Origin of the sequence: Candidatus Allofontibacter sp. (assembly GCF_038145245.1) — a bacterium.
Lineage (GTDB): Bacteria > Pseudomonadota > Alphaproteobacteria > Pelagibacterales > Pelagibacteraceae > Fontibacterium.
On record NZ_JAYQPI010000004.1, the window covers coordinates 20363 to 40865 of the forward strand.

Below are 20503 nucleotides of genomic sequence, written 5' to 3' on the forward strand. Positions count from 1 at the left end.
AGATTTAAAAATTTACTTATGACAAACGTTGTAGTTGTAGGCTCTCAGTGGGGTGATGAGGGCAAAGGAAAGATTGTGGATTGGCTTTCAGAGCAAGCTGATGTCGTTATTAGATTTCAAGGTGGTCATAATGCAGGTCATACCCTAGTTATTAACGGAAAAGTTTTTAAATTAAAATTACTCCCATCAGGAATTGTTAGAGGCAATAAGATCTCAATTATTGGAAACGGAGTTGTTATAGATCCTTGGGCTTTACTTGAGGAAATTGAAGAGATTAAAAAAAAAGGAATTGATGTTAACGAAAATAATTTAATTATTTCTGATACAGCAACTTTAATTTTACCATTTCATAAAGAAATGGATGAGATCAGAGAAGATGCTGCAAAATCTAAAATTGGAACAACAAGAAGAGGAATAGGACCAGCCTATGAAGACAAAATTGGTAGACGTTCTATTCGAGTTATGGATCTGCGTTCTAAGACAAATTTAGAGCAAAGACTTGAAGTTATTTTAGAGCATCATAATGCAATCAGAAAAGGACTTAAAAAAAAAATATATAAATCAGAAGAATTAATTAAAGAATTATTAAAAATTGCTCCAAAAATATTAAAATTTTCTCAACCAGTTTGGAAAAAAATTGCTGAATATCAAAATTTAAATAAAAAAATATTATTTGAAGGTGCACAAGGAATATTGCTTGATGTAGACCATGGAACCTATCCTTATGTTACCTCATCAAATACGGTTGCTGGAACAGCATCGGTTGGCACTGGTTGTGGTCCAAAAACAATTGATTATGTTCTTGGAATTACTAAGGCTTACACAACAAGAGTTGGAGAAGGTCCTTTTCCAACAGAACTTAAAGATGCAACTGGAGAATTGATTGGTCAAAGAGGCCATGAATTTGGGACAGTCACTAATAGAAAAAGAAGATGTGGTTGGTTCGATGGAGTCCTTGTTAAACAATCAGCAACCATTTCAGGCATTACAGGTATTGCTCTGACTAAATTAGATGTGCTTGATACGTTAGATGAAATAAAATTTTGTGTTGGTTATAAATTACGCGGCAAAGAAATTGATTTTTTTCCAAGTGCATCAGAAGATCAATTTGCAGTAGAACCTATCTATAAAACTTTTGAAGGCTGGAAGTCTGAAACAAAAGGAATAAGAAATTATAAAGAATTACCTGAAAAGGCAAAAATTTATATCGCAGCTATTGAAGATTTTATTGGTGTTAAAATTGGAAGTATTTCAACAAGTCCTGAAAGAGATGATACGATCTTTGTCGAAGATCCTTTTAATGCGTAATGAAAGGTTTTGTTTTAATATTTTCTAACATTGCTTTTTGAACTTTTTCAAAAGCTCTATTTTCAATTTGTCTTACTCTTTCTCTACTAATCTTATATTTTTGACTAAGTTCTTCTAAAGTTTTTGGTTCATCAATAAGTTTTCTATCGTATAAAATTTCTTTTTCTCTTTCATCTAAAACTTTTAAAGCTGTTTGTAATAAAGCATGTTTTTGATTTAATTCTTGGCGTTGTGAGATCAATAATTCTTGATCGGCATTTTCATCTACAATCCAATCCTGCCATTGACTACCTTGTTCTTCATCAGAAATTTTAGCATTTAAAGATTGTTCTTGTCCTGACATTCTTCTGTTCATGGAAATAACTTCATCTTCATTTACATCTAGTCGATTTGCTATTTCTTTAACATGTGCTTCAGTCATATCACCGCTTTCAATTGCAAAAATCTGGTTTTTTAATTTTCTAAGATTAAAAAATAATTTTTTTTGCGCTGCAGTTGTACCAATTTTAACCAAACTCCATGATCTTAGAATATATTCTTGAATTGAAGCTTTAATCCACCACATTGCATAAGTTGCAAGTCTAAATCCTCTTTCAGGATCAAATTTTTTAACGGCCTGCATTAAACCGATATTTCCTTCAGATATTAATTCTCCCACAGGTAAACCATAACCTCTGTATCCCATTGCAATTTTTGCAACTAATCTTAAATGACTAGTAACTAAAGTATGAGCTGACTCTCTATCTCCTTTTTCGCGCCAATTTTTTGCAAGAATATATTCTTGCTCTGGCTCTAACATTGGGAATTTTCTAATTTTTAATAAATAGGAATTTAAACTTCCTTCAGGTGAAAGAATTGGAAGATTAGAATTTTTTTCATTTTTTTCCATTATATTTATGTAAGCATTATAACTTGTATAACAAGATATTAAAACTTAAGCTTTTTGATTGTTTTTAGTAGATTTTCAAAATCTTTTGGTTTTTCACATTCAAATTCAATTTCTTTTTTTGTAGTTGGATGAATAAATCCAATTGATCTTGCATGTAAAGCTTGTCTTTTAAATCCCTCTAATAATTCTTTAAATTTAGGATCAATGTCTCTAATGAATTTATTTTGTTTTCCATAAATTTGATCTCCAATAATAGGATTGCCATAGGAGGATAAGTGAACGCGTATTTGATGAGTTCTTCCAGTCTCCAGTCTGCATTCTAGAAGACTCATATCGGGAATTTTTTTACCTGAAAAAAATTCCATAGTTTTATAATTTGTAACAGCATCTTTTCCTCTAGAAGTATTAATACTCATTTTTTTTCTATTGAATTTACTTCTGCCAATCATAGAGGAAATTTGCCCAGCACTAGGTTTCATTCTTCCATAAACAAGAACTTCATAGACTCTTTTGATAGTATGTTCTGCAAATTGTTTTGATAAAAAAATATGTGCATTATCATTTTTTGCAACTACTAACAGGCCACTTGTACCTTTATCAATTCTATGAACTATGCCAGGTCTTAACTCTCCCCCAATAGTTGAAAGTTTATTTTTACAATGAAACATTAATGCGTTTACTAAGGTGTTATCAAAATTTCCAGCACCAGGATGAACAACCATTTCTGGAGATTTATTAACAATTAATAAATCTTCATCTTCGAAACGAATATCTAATTTAATATTTTTTGCTGAAATATTAACTTCTTTAGGTTTAGGTATTGAAACTTCTATAATATCAGACGATCGTATTTTGATAGAGGGTTGTGTGATTTGAATTTTATTAATTTTAACAAAGCCTTCATTAATAATATTTTTAATTCTTGTTCTGCTAATTTCTGGAATTAGAACGGCAAGAGCAGAATCTAAACGTTTATTATTTTTTTCTTCTGTTATTTCAAATTTGTATTCGTTTATAGACATGAATTGTAATTTTGGTGGTCTTGCTAGGACTTGAACCTAGAACTCTAGTTTCGAAGACTAGGATGATATCCATTTCACTACAAGACCGAAACTTATTTAATCAGATAAGTTTTATTAATTTATTATTTCGAAGTTAAATTAACAAAGAATAGAATCATCTACCAGAGAATTTTAAGATAGTAGAATGACCAACTTACTTTAAAAAGTTAAAAAATAGATTTGTTATATATTATATATGTGTTTCAAAGTTATTAATGAATTTTTAAATAATAACTAGATAAGAAAATATCCAATTTAACATATTAAATAGATATTGATTTAAGAAATAACCAACAGCTATTATAATAATCATCCATATTATAATTTTAAAGTTTGATAATTTTTTTTTATTTATTTTTTTATCAGTAGATTTATTCACTATTGTTAAAAATAATATTCATTATTAAAAATTATTGTAAGCAAAATAATAATTTTCAGAAAATGTGAAACTATCATAATAAAGTGAATTGATTTAATTTTAATATTTCGTAGCGAAGTAAGTGAATCGTATTTAAAATAATTAAAGTGGGCAAAAATTAAAGTTAATACAGTCAATAATATAAATATTAAAATATAAAAAGCAGGAGCATCAAAGATATTTTCAATATTTAATTTTAGGATAATTAATGAAAGTATAAGGTTCGTTATTAAATATTTTTTAAAAATAGAATTGAATACTCTAATTTGCGTATAATCATCTATCGTTCGCTTTTTGCGGAAAGTAATAAATACAAATATGAAAAATAAAGATAATACTAGCATTATTATTGGCAAGCTGTAGAAAAATGCAAATAACAAGTTAGCCATTTTAAATATTTCTTCTTAATATTATTTAAGAAAAACTAAAAAATTAATTAATTTTAACTGTTACTGTTCTTCGATTTTGTGACCATGCCACAGCATTAGAAGCTGGATTTGCAGGTCTTTCTTTACCATAACTTACAACTTTAATTCTTGATGAAGCTATACCGTTTGCAATTAAGAAATCTTTAACTGCATTTGCTCTTTTTTCACCAAGAGCTAAGTTATACTCTCTTGTTCCTCTTTCATCGGCATGGCCTTCTAAAGTGACATTCAAATTAGGATTATTTTTAAGATAATTTGCTTGCTTTAAAAGGGTATCAATACCTTGAGTTGAGATATTGTATTTGTTAGTTGCAAAAAAGACTCTATCTTTAACTCCGTCGGCTAAAAATTTAATAGTTTCTGTCCCTGCATAAATATCATTATCAATTTCAATTTTATTTACATTTGCTTTTTGTGTTGTGCAGCTAACAATAAGTATAGATAAAAATGCAATAATTATTTTTGAAATATTTTTGATCATGATATTTTTCTCCCCTTAATTATTTTTTTTAGGCTAATTTTTAAATGTGTCCTAATTAAGACAAATTTCAATTATGAGTTTAAATTTCAATCAGAAGGTTATTTATAAAAAATTTTATGATTTTATATCTATAATAATGTTATTTAATTTTAATTGAAGTTCCCTTGAGCCACTCTGATCTTTGATTTTTATAATATTCTTTTTTCCAAATAGGTGCTCTAATTTTGATTTGTTCAATTAAATATCTAGATAATTGATAAGCTTCATTTCTGTGTTTGCATGATACTGCAATTATAATTGAAGGTTTTCCCAATGGAACATACCCTTTGGCATGTTCTATAAAAACTTTTGCTTTTTTTAATTTAAATTTTTTAACTCCTTCAGTATAAATTTTTTTAAAAATTTTTATTACAAGCTTATCAAAAGCATCATAAGTAATACCTGTAACGTTCCTATTATTGTTATTTTTTCTTATATTCCCTATAAAAAAAATACTCGCACCAGCATTAAAATCTTTTATAAATTTTTCTGCTTTTTTAATGCTAATTTTTTTTGTATCAACAATTTTTGCGTGTATCATTAACCTCCTCCAATTGGTGGTATAATAGAAATAATCTTATCTTTCTTTAAAATGTAAGAGTCTCCTACAATTTCATTTTGTTCGGAGCAAAACGCTGATTTTCTTATAAGATCTTTATAAGATTTATTTAAATTATGTTTTTCTTCAATAATTTCTATTAATTTTTTTCTAATATCTTTAACTTTTATTCTTTTATTAAACTTTAGATGTAAAGTTGAACTTTTAAAAATATCTTTGGAATTTCCAAATAATTTTATTTTAATTTTCATAATAAATTAAATTTATTTGTTATTTAAATTTTTAGAATAAATCTTGTAAAAATTCTGGTAGTCCATTTGGATTTATCCATGTTCCTGACTTGCCGCCTTGTTTAATTAGCAAACGAACTCCATCAATTTTAAGATCAGGATTTACAATCTTGCATAAGTCATAAATTGTTACTAACGCTGCATTTACTCCCATAATCGCTTCCATCTCTACACCTGTCTTTGCGAATGCAGCAACTACACAGTAAGTTTCTAGTGAAAAATCATTAGGATTTTGAATAATTTTTGTTGAACTATAATCAACAGTTAAAGGATGACATAACGGAATAATCTCACTAGTTTTTTTTACACCCAATAAAGCAGCCACTTCCGCTAAAGACACTGGATCACCTTTAGGCATCTGTTTATTTTGGATTAATTTAAATGTTTTTTCACCTACATATATTTTGCCCATAGCTAATGCTTTACGGTGAGTATTTTGTTTCTGAGAAACATCCACCATATGAAAATTATTGTTCGAAAATATTTCTTTTGCCCAATCTTTTAAAACAGTAGTGTCTACAATTTTAAGATTTGTCATTATCCTCCAATACTTGCAAGATGAGATGTCAGTCCAGTATTTCCTAATTCCAAATAATGGGATTCTTTTTTAAAATTTAATTGGTTGTTAATTAAATTTTTAAGTTCAGGAATTTGATCATCGCTTTGCAATAATGCACGCAGAGATATTCCAGTATCTCCGAATAAACATAATCTTAAATCTCCTTGAGCTGTAATTCTTAAACGATTACAGCTTTTGCAAAAATCTTTTGAATAGGGCGCTATAATCCCAAACTTACCATTAAAATTTTTGTGAATGTAACTTTTAGCTGGCCCAGAATCAAAACCTGCAGTTTGATGAATCCATCCATTTTTTAATAAGTAATCTCTAAATACATTTGCAGAGACATGATATTTTTTAAAGTAATCTAAATTATCGCCTGTTTGCATTAATTCTATATAACGAAAATCAACATAGTTAGATTTTATAAATTCTTGCCAATTATTAAAGTCTTCTTCACTATCATTTACACCTTTAAGCAAAACAGCATTTATCTTTATTTTTTTGAAATTATTTTTTTGTAAGATCTCAAGACCTGTCATGATATCTTCAAGTTTATCCATCCCAGTAATAAATTTAAATTTTTCTCTATCTAAACTGTCGATGCTAATATTAATTCCATCAATTTTTTGCTCCATCAGCGATTTTGCAATTAGTTTTAAGTTATAACCATTTGTAGTCATTACTACTTTTTTAATTCCTTGAAGGGATTTTAAATTTTTAACAATATCTAAAAAATCTTTTCGAACAGTGGGCTCACCACCTGTTAATCTAATTTTACATACACCAAGCTCTGATAAGGCAATTCCAATTCTTCTAATTTCATCTAAAGTTAAAAAACTTTTTTTATTCTCTGGTTTTTTATAACCATCAGGTAGACAGTAACCACATTTAAAGTTGCAAACGTCAGTAATTGAAATTCTAAAATAAGGGAAAGTTCTGCCAAAATTATCTTTTAAATGAACCATTAATTTGAGATTACAATCTATAATAGCAAGATAGTCAAAAGATTTTTTTTCACTTAATAAGTGAATATACAAACTTCTAAATTTTCATTATATTTTTTATGCGAACTTAACTTTAGGAGGTTTTGTATGAAAAAAGTTACAAGTCCAAATAGAAGATCTTTTTTAACAGGTTCAGCAGCAATTGCTGGTGTAGCCGCAATTTCATCAATTTCAAATTTTAATATTGCAAAAGCAGATCATGCTAGCGCCACTCCAAAAGCTACTCCTGAATATATTAAGTGGAAAAATAGAAATGCATTAATTATTCACTCTGAGGGAACAATCGAGACTCACCGTGATATGATTGGAAGTGGAATTGTTACTCCAATTGAAAATATGTATGTTAGAAATAATGTTAAATCTTTAACTGACGGGCAAATTGGCAATAGACCTGATTGGAAATTAGAAGTTCACGGAGTTCAAAAACCAAGAACATTTACTTTAGCAGAGCTTCAAAAAATGCCTCTAAAGATTACCCCAATGGTTCTTCAGTGTTCTGGAAATGGACGTAAATTTTTTGCTCATGGACCTAGTGGAACTAAATGGGACACAGGTAGTGCGGCGTGCGTGTTTTTTTCAGGTGTTTCAATTAAATATTTAGCAGAACTTTGCGGAGGACTTACTGCCGGAGCTAAGTTTATAACAGGAACAGGAGCGGATGCACCAAAAGATATTGATCCAAAAGAAGGTGCCGTTGAAAGATCTGTTCCAATTTCAACTTATGAAGATTGTTTATTAGCTTGGGAAATTAATGGAGTTCCAATTCCAAACGCACATGGAGGTCCACTTAGATTAGTTGTGCCAGGATATTATGGAATAAATAATGTTAAACATATTAATAAATTAGCTTTCACAGACAAAGAGTCTGATTATAAAATTATGTCTACTCGTTATAGAATTTACAAAATTGGCGAGAAAGCAAATGTTAAGGATGATACCTGCTGGGAAATGAATGTAAAAAGTTGGATTACTTCACCGCTTACTGCAGCAAATTCAGGAAAAGTTGTATTTACTGGTGTTGCATTTAGTAATGGTGCTCCTTTAAAAGGTGTTGCTCTGTCTATTGATGAGGGAAAGACTTGGAAGAATGCAAAATTTGTTGGACCAAATCTTGGAAAATTTGCTTGGAGACAATTTCAATTTGAAGCAAATTTAGAAAAAGGTAATTATACAGTCGCATCTCGAGCAACTGATGAAAAAGGGTCACAACCTAAATTAAGACTTGAGAATAATAGTGGCTATTCTCATAATGGTTGGCTAGATCATAGCGTTAAAATTTCAGTTGCATAAATTTTTAATTAAATTTAAGAAAATTTTTTTTAATTTTCTTCTTGTATATTTTTTTTTGCAATTCAGCGTAAAAGCCGATCAAGATAAAATGGTTTTAGGTCTTAAAATATTTAATGAAAAAGCAAATTGTGCAAGTTGTCACCAATTAGCAAATGCAAAATCTAAAGGAGATATTGGGCCAAGTTTAGACGAACTAAAACCAACACAAGCACAAGTAAAACAAGCAGTTACGAATGGTATTGGAATAATGCCAGCCTTTGGAAACGATAAAATTCTAACTCCTCAAGAAATAGAAGCAGTTTCTTTTTACGTCGAAAAAGCTACAAAATAATTAAAAAAATATTTTTAAACCTAAACGAATTGCAACAATCAGAACTAGTATTGATGTTAATAAAGCAAGAATGTGTGATTTTAATATTTTTATATTAAGAAAATTTCCAAGCTGACCTCCTAATAATACGGCCAAAGGTAAATATAAGTAAGGTTGTAGTTGTGAAATATTATTAAATTTCTGAATTTGCCCTAAAAAACCTGCAATAGAGTTTATTAGAATAAATAAAGAAGCAGCCATAATAATTTTTTTAGGGTGTGCAGCTTTTAAATTGAATAGTATAGGCGAAAGTATAATTCCTCCGCCAATTCCAACAATTCCAGATACTAATCCAATAATGGCACCAATCAAAACAGCAATAAAAAATGGAATTTTTTTAATGATTTCATTTGTTAATTTGTATTGTCTTGTTTGCATTATAAGTAATAAGCTACTTACTGTTAGACAAAAAAATAATAAAATTTGAAAAAAATCTTTTGTTATTTGAAATTTTCCACCAATAAAAGCTAAAGGTATTGAACCTAAAAAATAGGGAGTTAAAAATTTAATATCTAAGTGTCCAGCTCTGATGTAATTGAAGCAATTTCCGCTTGCGACAATAATATTGCAAGTTAAAGCGATAATGGGAATTAGCAAATATTCTACATCATAAATTGTTAATAATGCTAAATATGAAGTTCCTCCTGCAAAGCCAACGCTTGCATAAACTGCTGCAACTAAAAAAAAAATTATGGATAGCATATTTTTAAATCTATAGGTATTAATGATACATAATTATGAAAACTGATAGTACAAAAAAATTTATACCAGTTAATATTGCCGTCTTAACTATTTCAGATACTAGAAATGAATCAAACGACACATCTGGCAATATACTAGTAAATAAAATTAAAGAATTAGGTCATAGTGTTGTTGGCAAAAAAATTTTAAAAGACGATAAGGAACAAATTAAAAAAACTATTCTTACTTGGTGTGATGAGGCGGTTGATATAATTATTAGTACTGGTGGGACTGGTTTGACAGGTCGAGATATAACAATCGAAGCGCTAGATGAAATTAAAGATAAGGATATTCCTGGATTTGGTGAAATATTTAGAATGTTAAGTTTTAAGACAATTGGGACTTCGACTATTCAGTCACGAGCACAAGGAATTATATGTAAAGGAAAATATATATTTGCTTTGCCAGGATCTTCCGGGGCAGTAACCGACGCTTGGGAAGGAATTTTAAAATTTCAATTAGACTCTCGTTTTCAACCTTGCAATTTTATTAATATTATTCCTCGTCTTAAAGAAAAATAATATTAAATAGTATTTGGATAATTAGGATAAAAACAATTAATTTTATCTCCTGTTTTAAAAATTTGTTTTCCTGCTGGAAAAACAGCCCAAATATTAGATTGTACAAATGGTTTTATTCTAAAAGAATCTTGTCCTTTTAAAGCCTCGAGATAAAGTTTACCTGAATTTGAAGAAATTAATTTAGCTTTAACGAAATGGGTCATGTTTTTATTTTTAAAATAATTATTTTTTAAAATTGCTTTAATTGGTTTTTCAGGTTGTACCCCTAAAATGTTTAGCAGATAGGGATTTACAAAAAATCTATAGCAAGCAGCTGTTGAAATAGGATTTCCGGGCAGCCCAAACAACGCTTTATTTTTTCCTCTAATTTTTGCAAATAATACCGGTTTTCCAGGCTTGATCTCAACTCCTTTAAAATAATTTGAGAGTTTAAAAGTTTTAATAATACTAGGAATAAAATCAAATTTTCCAGCTGAAATAGCGCCTGATGTTATAATTAAGTCTACCTTAGATCTTAATAATTTTTTTATCTGATTTTTAAAAAGCGACGAATGATTATCTTTTAAGATTCCTCCATTAATAAAATTAAATAAAAAATTCTCATTTAATGATTTTATATAAGGACCGTTTGAATTTCTAACTTTCCATGAGGGAATATTTTCACTATTAGAGATTTCATTGCCAGTTGAAAAAAATAATATGTTAGGTTTTTTTTTGACTTTAATTTTTCTAATCCCCAAGGTTTTTAAAGCCAAAATATGATTTGAGTTTATAATTGTACCTTTTTTAATAATAACATCATTTTTTTTATAATCAGAACCTAAAAATCTAACATGTTGATTTTTTTTAATTTTTTTATCAACGACAATGTATTTTGGATTATCCTTATTTGGGTAAAAAATAATTTGTTCAATCGGGATAATAGTATTAAAGCCTTTTGGAATAATCCCGCCGGTCATAATCTCAACTGTTTCAAATTTTTTAATTTTTTTATTAATAGGCTTTGTTCCCGCAATCATTGATCCTATAATTCTAAATTTTTGAGGATAATTTTTATTTAAAAATTTAGTATCACCTGAGTTAACCGCAAAGCCATCAAATGCTGCATTATTTGCAGCAGGATAATTATGTTTTGAGAAGATATCTAAGGACAAGACTCTATTAAGTGAATTTTCACTATTAATAATTTCATCTTCAATTTTAATAGATGCTTTCTTTAAAATTTGTTGAGATTTTATGTAGCTAATCATTAATTTTTATTAGTTCCTTTGCTTTTTCTAAATCGTCTTTTGTATTAATATTAAAAAAAGGATCGTTTTTTTTAAAATTCATATTAATTATTTTTACGCCAACGTTATTAGCCCAAATCTCCACTTTACGCTCTCCCTTATTAATGACATCATCTTCTAATCTGCTTAATAGTTCTAGTGACCATAAACCAAATATATTGTGCCTTTTATCATTAGACTTAATAAAAAAGAGTTTACCGTCCTTTTCGTTAATATGATTGAGGAAATCTTGTAGGTATTTCTTGCTAAAAAATGGAGTGTCAGAAGGAAAAGTAGAAATCCATTTATAATTTTTATTATTTTCTTTAATCCATTTCATGGCCGTCAAAACACCTCCTAACGGTCCTAAATCTTTTTTATAATCTTCAATTTTTATAATTTTTTTAGAATTTAAAAATTTAATATCGTTATTTGAAATTAATAAAATTTCATTAAATTCATTTAAGATTTCTAACAGAATATAGTCGATTAATATTTTATCTCCTAATTGCACTTGAGATTTATCTTGACCAAATCTTTTCGATTGTCCTCCTGCTAGTACAACTCCTAAAATGCTGTTATTATTCATTAATCTAAATATAAATCATTAAAACACCAATTAAAGATATATAATGGATTTAAAAATTTTGGAAATTGCTTCGCACACAGAAAATAAAAAAGAACTTAGCAATTCAACTCATTCATCAAAATATAAAAACCCGATCTGCGGAGATGAAATGGAAGTTAGTTTAATTGTAAAAAAAGATATTATAGAAGATATGGCCTACAACTGTAAGTCTTGTATATATTGTCAAGCTTCTGTTAGTTTACTTTCGAGAACGATTAAAAATAAAAATATAAAAGAATTTAAAGATTTTTTTAATATTGCTGAAGGTATGTTTAAAGATACTCAATTAAATCCTAAAGATAGTTGGAAAGAATTTTCAGAAATCTTTGATAAAAAAAATATGGCTAGAAAAGAATGTTTATTACTTCCATTAAGAACTGTTTTAAAAGCACTACAATAGAATGATTTAATGAATTCTAAATATAAGATTTTAAAATTTAAATCTAATCAAACAGAAGAAGTTGATGATCTAATCTCTATCGAAGAGCCATTAGAAATTTCAATAAAATTTAAAAACGAACATGATAAATGGGTTAATCAAATTTTATCTATTACCATGAGAACCCCTGGTCATGATGAGGATTTAGTAAGAGGTTTTTTATTTAATGAACAGATTATTCAAAATATCATTCATATTGATTCTATAAAAAGTTTTGGTGATAAAGTAGGAAAATACAATATTCAAAATAAAATATTAGCCACTCTAAATAATTCTCAAAATGTTAATATTGCTAAAGTTAAAAGAGATTTTTTAACTAATTCTTCTTGTGGGGTTTGTGGAAAATCTTCTTTAGATGCACTAGAAATAATAAAAAAAGATAATATCTCTTTAACAGAGCCAATATTAACTAAAGATACAATTCTTCAGTCCCCTGAAATTTTGAAAAGTAATCAATCAGAATTTTCTAAAACAGGCGGAATTCATGCAAGCGGTTTATTTTCAAGTAATGGTAAACTAATAGCAATAAACGAAGATGTTGGTCGACATAACGCTTTAGATAAATTAGTAGGTAATATTTTAAAAAACAATTTACTTAATTCCAAAGAACAATTTATTGCTTGCTCAGGACGTTTAAATTTTGAGCTTGTACAAAAAGTTTTAATGACAAATATTGGAATAATGATTGGCGTTGGAGCGCCTACAAGTCTTGCTATTGATTTAGCAAACAAATTTGGATTAACATTGATTGGTTTTGTTAAAGACAACAGTTTTAATGTGTATACCAATGCCCAAAAAGTAATTATAAATAATTAATATTTGTAATTGTATGTCAAAAAATATTAGTAATTTATCTGGTAAAGTTGGTTTAAAGCATAATTTATTTCAGAAAATTTCAGATAATGTTTTAAAGAATCATCCAAAAGATAATAAAGAGATCGCAAATGAGTATAATTTAGGTGTTTCAACTGTTTATGGGGCAGAAAGTTTCTATGAATTCTTAAGGCCCGCTCATCGTGAAAAGAAAGCTTTTGTTTGTAATGGTAGCGCCTGTATGTGCGCTGGAACGCAAGATAAATTAAAGCAGACACTAAAATCAAAATTAGGTGATGATAAAGTGGGAGTAATGTTTTGTTTGGGTCATTGTTATGAAAATAATGCATTTCATTACAACGGCGATAATTATGCAGGCAAAGATATAGAAAAAATTGATCAAATTTTAAAAGGTGAAAAAATTAAACAAGATAAATTTTTTTCAAAAAGTTATGCTAGTACAAGTTTTTTAATGGATGATAAATTATCTTCTATTAACCAAGTTAAAGATCAATTAACAAAATTCCTTAAAAAAGATAAAAAAGAAATTATTAAATCCATATTAGACTCTAATCTTACAGGTAGAGGCGGGGCAGGTTTTCCAACTGGAATGAAATGGGATTTTTGCAGTAGAGAAAAAGTAAAGAAAAAATATGTTATCTGCAATGCTGATGAAGGTGACTCAGGAGCTTTCTCGGATAGGTATTTATTAGAGGATCAGCCACTAAAAGTTTTATTTGCAATGATAATTTGCGGGTATGTCATTGGAAGCGATGAAGGAGTTTTATATATTAGAGGAGAATATCCAAAATCAATCGAAGCAATTAATGGCTGTATTAATGAATTAAAAAAAACAGGTTTACTTGGAGAAAATATTTTAGGAACAGGTTTTTCTTTTGATATTTATATTTGTATTGGACAAGGTGCATATATCTGCGGTGAAGAAACGGCATTAATTGCATCAATTGAAGGTAGACGAGCCGAAGTTGATGTTAGACCTCCATTCCCAGTTACAGAAGGGTTATATAAAAAACCAACGGTCGTGAATAACGTTGAAACACTAGCTGCAGTTACTGGAATATTAATTAATGGTGCTGATAAATTTGCAGCAATTGGAAATAAAAAATCTGCTGGTACAAAATTAGTTTGTCTTGATAGTTTTTTTAAGAATCCAGGAGTTTATGAAATTGATATGGGTACTCCAATGAAAAAAATATTTAATGAAATTGGTGGTGGATATAAAGAACCTGTTAAAGCTTTTCAAATCGGAGGTCCATTAGGTGGGGTTGTTCCTTTAAGTGAGATTGATAATTTAAATTTAGACTTTCAAGAATTTAGCGCCAAAGGTTTTATGTTAGGTCATGCGAGTGTCGTAAGTATTCCTAAAAATTTTCCAATGGTTGAATACATTCATCACTTATTTGAATTCTCAGCCGAAGAATCATGTGGCAAATGCTTTCCTGGAAGATTAGGTTCTTACAGAGGAAAAGAGATGTTCGATCAAGTAATGAAAAAAACAGCTAAAATTCCTATGCAACTATTAAACGATCTTTTAAAAACTATGCAAAAGGGTTGTTTATGCGCTCTTTGTGGAGCGATACCAACTCCTATTATGAACATTCTAAAGTACTTCTCCGATGAAATGAAAAATGATACTTTAGCTTAACTAATGAGCTCAGAAAAAAGAAAAATTGCATATATTGATGGAAAACCATATGAAATTGGTTCTCATCACACATCTATATTAAAATTTGTTAAGGGTTATTTAGGAGAAGATAAAGTTCCAACCCTTTGTGACGATCCAAACTTAGCTCCCTATGGAGCATGCAGAATTTGTTCAGTTGAAGTTGCTTTAGTAAAAGACGGACCTACTCGAGTAGTTGCTTCTTGTCATACTCCAGTGGTTGAAAACCAACATATTTTTACAAATAATGATAATTTAAAAACTCTTAGAAAAAATATTGTAGAACTTGTTTTAACAGACCATCCGATGGAATGCGGAACTTGTGAAGTGAATAATAATTGTGAACTTCAAAAAGTTGCTAACGATTTAGGAATTTCAGATCATAGATATAATAATCCAAAACAACACAAAGGTATTCCGAAAGATACTTCTCATTCTTATATGAGAATGAACCTAGATCATTGTATTAATTGTGGAAGATGCGTAAGAGCTTGCGATGAAATTCAAGGTTCATTTGTTTTAACAATGAGTGGACGTGGATTTGAATCAAGAATTACAACAGACAATAATATGTTGTTTGGAGATTCTTCATGTGTTTCATGTGGTGCATGTGCACATACTTGTCCAACTGATGCAATTTCAGATATTTTTCAATCTAAATCTGCTGCGGTGGATAAAAAAGTTAGAACGACTTGCTCTTATTGTGGAGTTGGCTGTAATCTTGAAGCGTCTATTAAGGATAATAAAGTAGTATCTATTGACACTCCTAAACAAACCGAAGTCAATGCTGGTCATACATGTATTAAAGGCAGATATGCTTTTGGTTTTTATGACCATCCGGACAGATTAAGAACTCCATTAATAAAAAGAAATGGAAAATTTGAACCAGCTTCTTGGGATGAAGCATATGATTTTATAAAAAAAGAATTAAATCGAATTATTAAAGATCATGGCCCAGATGCAATTGCAGGAATTTCTTCTGCAAGATGTACCAATGAAGAAAATTATTTATTTCAAAAAATGATTAGAGCCGTTATTGGCACAAATAGTATCGATTGTTGCGCTAGAATTTGTCATTCACCAACTGCATGGGGTATGCAACAAACATTTGGAACAGGGGCAGCCACTAACTCTACAGAAGATATTTATCACGCAGATTTATTTTTAGTAATAGGAGCAAATCCTACAAATGCTCATCCAGTAACAGGAGCCAAGATTAAACAACAAGTAATGAAAGGAAAAAAATTAATTGTTTTAGATCCTGTAACTACAGAACTTGCTAAACTCGCAGATTATCATATCAAGTTAAGACCTGGTACTAACGTAGCCGTTTTAAACATGATGCTTCATTTTATAATTAAAGAAAAATTATATAATGTTGATTTTGTTAGAGACAGAACTGAGGGCTTTGAAAATTTTATTAAAGAAATAGCAAGACAAGATGTAGATGAGTTAGCAAAAGTTGCCGGAGTAGATAAACAATTAGTTAAGGAAGCAGCGATAGCCTATGCGACCGCTAAGAATTCAATGGAGTTTCATGGTTTAGGAGTTACAGAACATGAACAGGGTTCAAAAACAGTCATGTTAATTGCAGATCTTGCAATGATTACAGGAAATATTGGAAGAAAAGGTGTTGGTGTAAATCCTTTAAGAGGGCAAAATAACGTTCAAGGAGCTGCCGACATGGGATGTCAACCGCATCAAGGAGCTGGTTATTTTAATGTTGCCGACGAAAAAAACCAAAAATTTTATACTGAAAAATATGGGGTTACCCATCCAACAAAACCAGGTTTAAAAATTCCTCAAATGTTTGAGGCCGCAATTAAAAAAGAGCTTAAAGCTGTTTGGATTATAGGAGAAGATATTGTTCAAACAGACCCTAATAGTTCGCACGTTATTGAGGCTATGGAGTCATTAGAATTTTTAGTTGTTCAAGAAATATTTATGAGCGAAACTGCAAAACTTGCAACAGTAGTATTACCAGGAACTACTTTCCTAGAAAAAGATGGAACTTTTACGAACACTGAAAGAAGAATACAAAGAGTTAATAGAGCAGTGCCACCACTTCCTGGAACTAAGACAGATGCGGTTATTGTAACGCAAATGATGCAAAAATTTGGTTTTAATCAACCAAACTATGATGCAGATGAAGTATTAAAAGAAATTGCAGATATTGTGCCTTTCTTTAAAGGAGTAACTAGAGAAAGATTGGGTCAGTTTGGATTGCAATGGCCAGTTCAAGAAGATGGAACAGACACTAAGATTTTGCATACTCAAACTTTTAAATTTGGAAAAGGAAGACTTAAAAACTTTGATTGGAAAGAGTCCACAGAAATTGAAACAAATCAAAAAGAATATCCATTAATATTAACCACTAGTCGTGCGTTGCAACATTATAACTGTGGTACGATGACAAGAAGAACAAACAATATTGATATTATGGATGAAGATATTCTTTTAATACATCCAAAAGATGCGGCGGAGAGAGATTTAATAACAGGAGATTTTGGAAGATTATATTCTGGAAGAGGTAAAGTTGATTTAAAAGTAGAAGTAACAGACAAAGTCAAACAAGGTGTTGTTTTTACAACTTTTCACTTCCCAGAACATATGGTTAACATGGTAACAGGTCACGGAAAAGATGAAGAAACAATGTGCGCAGAATATAAAGTTTCTTCAGTGGATGTTAAAAAAATTTCAAATCGTTTTGAGCCTAAAGAAAACGAATATCAAGTTCAGGTTAAATAGTAATTATATTTTCCAATTAATTGGATAATTTTTTTTTAAAATAAATCTGTTCAAAATAATTCCATAAATTATAATTATTGCAGATCCTAAAATGATAGGATTTAATAAAAATTGGTAATTTGCTCCGCCAAGAATTATAAAGATTGGATTGCCGCCTGCTGGAGGATGAGTAACTCCTAGTAATATCATTAAAAAGATTGCAAAACCTACAGCAATAGCAATTTGTAAAAATAAATAATGTTGTTCTATCGAAAAAAGATTTAAAGCTAATACGCCAACAAGAGATGTAATAAAATGACCAAAAAATATATTTTTTGGCTGAGAAAATGGACTTTCTGGATATCCAAAAACTAAGACCATAGAGGCCCCAAATGATCCTACAAGAAATAAACCAAATGATGTTTTAAAACTTAAAAAAGAAAGTGTGCCAATTGTGAGAATTGAGAATATTTTTGCAGTTAGAGCTTTTTTATAATTGTCTCTTATTGTTCTAATCATTTTACTAATTCTTTTACCATTTAATTGAGAATTTATATTTAATTTTGGTTACACTTATAAGTTGAAAATTTAATTTCATATACTTAACTATAATTGAATTGAATGTAATTTTTTTTCTGAATATAAATTCATTAATAAACAATAAGGGGGTTAATAAATGATTAATAAGTATCTAAAAAAAGTAGTTTCGATTCTTGCATCGGCTACTTTTTTTATAACAATGGTTTTACCAGTAAATTTATTTGCTGCTGAAACACAATATTTTCCTGTGGCTAGTAGTCGAGTAGGTCCATATTCGGCAATGGGCACTGGTTATTATGGCGCACAAATTGACTATATGAATTATGTCAATGCTACTGGTGGCGTAAATGGAGTTATGCTGACATGGCAAGAGTGCGAAACAGAATATAACGCTGCAAAAACAGTTGAGTGTTATCAAAGACTAATGACTAAAGATGGTAAAAAAATTGTAGTATTTGATACGTTAGGAACTCCAGGTGCTTACGCAGTCATAAACCGTATGGCAGAAGATAATGTTGTTTTAGCTCAGTACGGATATGGAAGAACAGATGCTGCAGATGGTAGAGTTTGGCCATGGGTATTTAATGCTGCAAGTCATTACTGGTCTCAAATTGCAGTTAAATTAAGATGGATGGCTGAATTAGAAGGTGGTGGTCCTGAAAAATTAAAGGGTAAAAAAATAGTTCATCTTCACATTGATACAGCGTACGGACGTGAGCCACTTCCAACAATGAGAAGACTTGCGAATGAATGGGGATTTAAGTTAGTAGAAATTGCTATTGCTCCTCCAGGATTAGAACAACAATCTCAGTGGTTACAAATTAGACAAGAGAAACCTGATTGGGTTACTTTCTGGGGCGCAGGTTCTGGAATGAATTCAACAGCAATGACAAATGCTGCTAGAATTAATTTCCCAAGAACAAAAATGATGTATGTTACTTTTGGTGGAGCCGAGGAGGATATGATTCCTGCTGGTGATTCAGCTAACGGAACATATGTTGTTGCTAATGCTTTACCTGGAAAAAATTTTCCTTTGATTAAAAATATTCAGGAAAAAATCTATAAAGCTGGAAAAGGTAACATGGCTGATCCAAAAAGAGTTGGAACTGTTTATTATAACAGAGGCTTAGGTGCTGCAGTAATGTGGGTTGAAGCATTAAAAAATGCTCAAAAAATCCATAATAAAGTTGGAAAAGCGGTTACTGGTGCTGAGTTCAGAGATGGTTATGAAGCTTTAAATATCACAGATGCTAAACTTAAAGAATATGGCATTGAAGGTATGTTAGCTCCATTTGCTATTTCTTGCGAAAACCATGAAGGCGCTGGTAAATTTGCTTTAATGCAATGGGATGGAAAAGCTCAAGCTTTCAAAAAAGTTAGAGATTGGACAGCTCCTAACGATCCAAAAGCAATAAGAGTTCAAATCGAAGAGTCAGCTGCCAAATATGCAGCAGAAAATAAGATGACTGTTAAAAAATGTAAATAATCTTTTGTAGATTATTTTTATTTAGGGAGTGTAAATAAAATAAATGTTTACACTCCCTTTTTAATAATTAAGTTGCGTATATAAAATTAAAAGGGATTAAATGGGGAAAAGCTCTGAAAATATTTTAGAAGTTAAAAATATAGAAGTTGCATATAATAAAGTTATTTTAGCTTTACATGATGTTTCATTAGTTGTTCCTAAAGGAAAGATAGTTGCATTACTTGGTGCAAATGGCGCTGGTAAAAGTACTACTCTTAAATCTATTTCAACAATGTTAGCTTCAGAGAGAGGTGAAGTAACAAAGGGTTCAATTATTTATAATGGAGTTGAGATAAAAAAACAAAACCCAGCTGACATGGTTCGACTTGGAATGGTTCAAGTTTTAGAGGGAAGAAGATGTTTTGGACATTTGACAGTTGAGGAAAACATAATTTCTGGTGCCTACTCAAGAAAGTTATCTAGAGGAGATTTAAATGCTGAAATTGAAAAGATTTATACCTATTTTAAAAGATTAAAGGAGAGAAGAAAGAGTCAAGCGGGTTTTACTTCAGGTGGTGAGCAACAAATGGTAGCCGTTGCAAGAGCAATGATGGCTAAACCAAAAATGCTTTTGTTAGATGAACCATCAATGGGTTTGGCTCCTCAATTAGTTGCAGAAATATTTAATATAGTTAGAGAATTAAATGAAAAAGAAGGAGTAAGTATATTATTAGCAGAGCAAAATACGAATATCGCTTTAAAAAATTCTGACTATGGATACATCATCGAAACAGGCAATGTTATGTTAGAGGGAACTGCCAAAAATTTAGCGAATAACGAAAAAGTAAAAGAATTATATTTAGGTATATCAAAAGGTAAAAGATTAAATTTTAGAGATGCAATTAAAGATACTGAAAAAAGGAAAAATGCCGAAAAAAAGAAAATCGCTTAAAAATAAGGTAAAAATAAAGAAAAAAA

Annotated in this window: 21 protein-coding genes and 1 tRNA gene; 10 read left to right on the top strand and 12 right to left on the bottom strand. The window is 29.8% G+C overall.

Going from position 1 to position 20503, the window contains the following annotated elements:
• Nucleotides 1-18 precede the first annotated feature (18 nt).
• Nucleotides 19-1308, top strand: coding sequence for an adenylosuccinate synthase (locus AC8IGH_RS01505; protein WP_507418950.1), 1290 nt, complete (start codon nt 19-21; stop codon nt 1306-1308).
• Here AC8IGH_RS01505 and rpoH read toward each other — a convergent pair.
• The 8 genes from rpoH to moaA form a co-directional block, all read right to left on the bottom strand.
• A complete protein-coding gene (rpoH, locus tag AC8IGH_RS01510; protein WP_507418951.1) occupies nt 1298-2197 on the bottom strand; it encodes an RNA polymerase sigma factor RpoH in 900 nt (299 codons plus the stop codon). The two genes, AC8IGH_RS01505 and rpoH, sit on opposite strands and share 11 nt — an antisense overlap.
• 38 nt (nt 2198-2235) lie before the next feature.
• Nucleotides 2236-3219, bottom strand: coding sequence for an RluA family pseudouridine synthase (locus tag AC8IGH_RS01515; protein ID WP_507418952.1), 984 nt, complete (start codon nt 3217-3219; stop codon nt 2236-2238).
• A gap of 12 nt (nt 3220-3231) precedes the next feature.
• A tRNA-Arg gene (locus AC8IGH_RS01520) sits at nt 3232-3306 on the bottom strand.
• An 802-nt stretch (nt 3307-4108) separates the two neighbouring features.
• Entirely contained in the window at nt 4109-4585 is a 477-nt protein-coding gene (gene pal / locus AC8IGH_RS01525; RefSeq protein WP_507418953.1) for a peptidoglycan-associated lipoprotein Pal, read from the bottom strand.
• 139 nt (nt 4586-4724) lie between these two features.
• Complete coding sequence (locus tag AC8IGH_RS01530; RefSeq protein WP_507418954.1) at nt 4725-5165, bottom strand: molybdenum cofactor biosynthesis protein MoaE; 441 nt, start codon at nt 5163-5165, stop codon at nt 4725-4727.
• The gene (locus AC8IGH_RS01535) at nt 5165-5434 is read right to left on the bottom strand and encodes a hypothetical protein (RefSeq protein ID WP_507418955.1); all 270 of its coding nucleotides are present in this window, start codon (nt 5432-5434) and stop codon (nt 5165-5167) included. Before AC8IGH_RS01535 ends, AC8IGH_RS01530 begins: the two co-directional genes overlap by 1 nt.
• Nucleotides 5435-5465: 31 nt before the next feature.
• The gene (gene moaC, locus AC8IGH_RS01540) at nt 5466-6011 is read right to left on the bottom strand and encodes a cyclic pyranopterin monophosphate synthase MoaC (RefSeq protein WP_507418956.1); all 546 of its coding nucleotides are present in this window, start codon (nt 6009-6011) and stop codon (nt 5466-5468) included.
• Nucleotides 6011-7000 carry a GTP 3',8-cyclase MoaA gene (gene moaA, locus AC8IGH_RS01545; protein ID WP_507418957.1) on the bottom strand — a complete coding sequence of 330 codons (990 nt, stop codon included), beginning with the start codon at nt 6998-7000 and terminating at the stop codon, nt 6011-6013. The genes moaC and moaA overlap by 1 nt, the downstream gene beginning before the upstream one ends.
• A 126-nt stretch (nt 7001-7126) precedes the next feature.
• Here moaA and AC8IGH_RS01550 point away from each other — a divergent pair, with 126 nt between their 5' ends.
• The gene (locus AC8IGH_RS01550; protein WP_507418958.1) at nt 7127-8329 is read left to right on the top strand and encodes a sulfite oxidase; all 1203 of its coding nucleotides are present in this window, start codon (nt 7127-7129) and stop codon (nt 8327-8329) included.
• 88 nt (nt 8330-8417) lie between these two features.
• The gene (locus tag AC8IGH_RS01555) at nt 8418-8660 is read left to right on the top strand and encodes a c-type cytochrome (RefSeq protein ID WP_507418959.1); all 243 of its coding nucleotides are present in this window, start codon (nt 8418-8420) and stop codon (nt 8658-8660) included.
• On the opposite strand, the gene AC8IGH_RS01560 is transcribed toward AC8IGH_RS01555, so the two are convergent.
• Nucleotides 8661-9401: a sulfite exporter TauE/SafE family protein gene (locus AC8IGH_RS01560; protein WP_507418960.1), complete on the bottom strand. Its 741-nt coding sequence runs from the start codon at nt 9399-9401 to the stop codon at nt 8661-8663.
• Nucleotides 9402-9436: 35 nt separating this feature from the next.
• Here AC8IGH_RS01560 and AC8IGH_RS01565 point away from each other — a divergent pair, with 35 nt between their 5' ends.
• A complete protein-coding gene (locus AC8IGH_RS01565; protein ID WP_507418961.1) occupies nt 9437-9961 on the top strand; it encodes a molybdenum cofactor synthesis domain-containing protein in 525 nt (174 codons plus the stop codon).
• Nucleotides 9962-9963: 2 nt separating this feature from the next.
• On the opposite strand, the gene AC8IGH_RS01570 is transcribed toward AC8IGH_RS01565, so the two are convergent.
• Both AC8IGH_RS01570 and mobA read right to left on the bottom strand, forming a co-directional pair.
• Nucleotides 9964-11211 carry a molybdopterin molybdotransferase MoeA gene (locus AC8IGH_RS01570; protein ID WP_507418962.1) on the bottom strand — a complete coding sequence of 416 codons (1248 nt, stop codon included), beginning with the start codon at nt 11209-11211 and terminating at the stop codon, nt 9964-9966.
• On the bottom strand, nt 11204-11818 hold the full coding sequence (gene mobA / locus AC8IGH_RS01575; protein WP_507418963.1) for a molybdenum cofactor guanylyltransferase: 615 nt from the start codon (nt 11816-11818) through the stop codon (nt 11204-11206). Before mobA ends, AC8IGH_RS01570 begins: the two co-directional genes overlap by 8 nt.
• 43 nt (nt 11819-11861) lie before the next feature.
• Here mobA and AC8IGH_RS01580 point away from each other — a divergent pair, with 43 nt between their 5' ends.
• The 4 genes from AC8IGH_RS01580 to fdhF are packed head-to-tail and all read left to right on the top strand — an operon-like array spanning nt 11862 to nt 17541.
• Entirely contained in the window at nt 11862-12257 is a 396-nt protein-coding gene (locus tag AC8IGH_RS01580) for an iron-sulfur cluster assembly scaffold protein (protein WP_507418964.1), read from the top strand.
• 9 nt (nt 12258-12266) lie between these two features.
• Nucleotides 12267-13112 (top strand): formate dehydrogenase accessory sulfurtransferase FdhD, encoded by an 846-nt coding sequence (fdhD, locus tag AC8IGH_RS01585; protein WP_507418965.1) that lies wholly within the window; start codon nt 12267-12269, stop codon nt 13110-13112.
• A gap of 13 nt (nt 13113-13125) precedes the next feature.
• Complete coding sequence (locus AC8IGH_RS01590; protein ID WP_507418966.1) at nt 13126-14775, top strand: NADH-ubiquinone oxidoreductase-F iron-sulfur binding region domain-containing protein; 1650 nt, start codon at nt 13126-13128, stop codon at nt 14773-14775.
• A gap of 3 nt (nt 14776-14778) precedes the next feature.
• Complete coding sequence (gene fdhF / locus AC8IGH_RS01595) at nt 14779-17541, top strand: formate dehydrogenase subunit alpha (RefSeq protein WP_507418967.1); 2763 nt, start codon at nt 14779-14781, stop codon at nt 17539-17541.
• A 3-nt stretch (nt 17542-17544) separates the two neighbouring features.
• Here the strand turns inward: fdhF and AC8IGH_RS01600 are convergent, their stop codons facing one another.
• On the bottom strand, nt 17545-18039 hold the full coding sequence (locus AC8IGH_RS01600; protein ID WP_507418968.1) for an HPP family protein: 495 nt from the start codon (nt 18037-18039) through the stop codon (nt 17545-17547).
• Between the two features lie 157 nt (nt 18040-18196).
• On the opposite strand from AC8IGH_RS01600, the gene AC8IGH_RS01605 reads away from it, so the two are divergent.
• Nucleotides 18197-19546: an ABC transporter substrate-binding protein gene (locus tag AC8IGH_RS01605; RefSeq protein ID WP_507418969.1), complete on the top strand. Its 1350-nt coding sequence runs from the start codon at nt 18197-18199 to the stop codon at nt 19544-19546.
• A gap of 100 nt (nt 19547-19646) precedes the next feature.
• Nucleotides 19647-20477, top strand: a complete 831-nt coding sequence (locus AC8IGH_RS01610) for an ABC transporter ATP-binding protein (protein ID WP_507418970.1) — start codon at nt 19647-19649, stop codon at nt 20475-20477.
• Nucleotides 20478-20503: the final 26 nt, after the last annotated feature.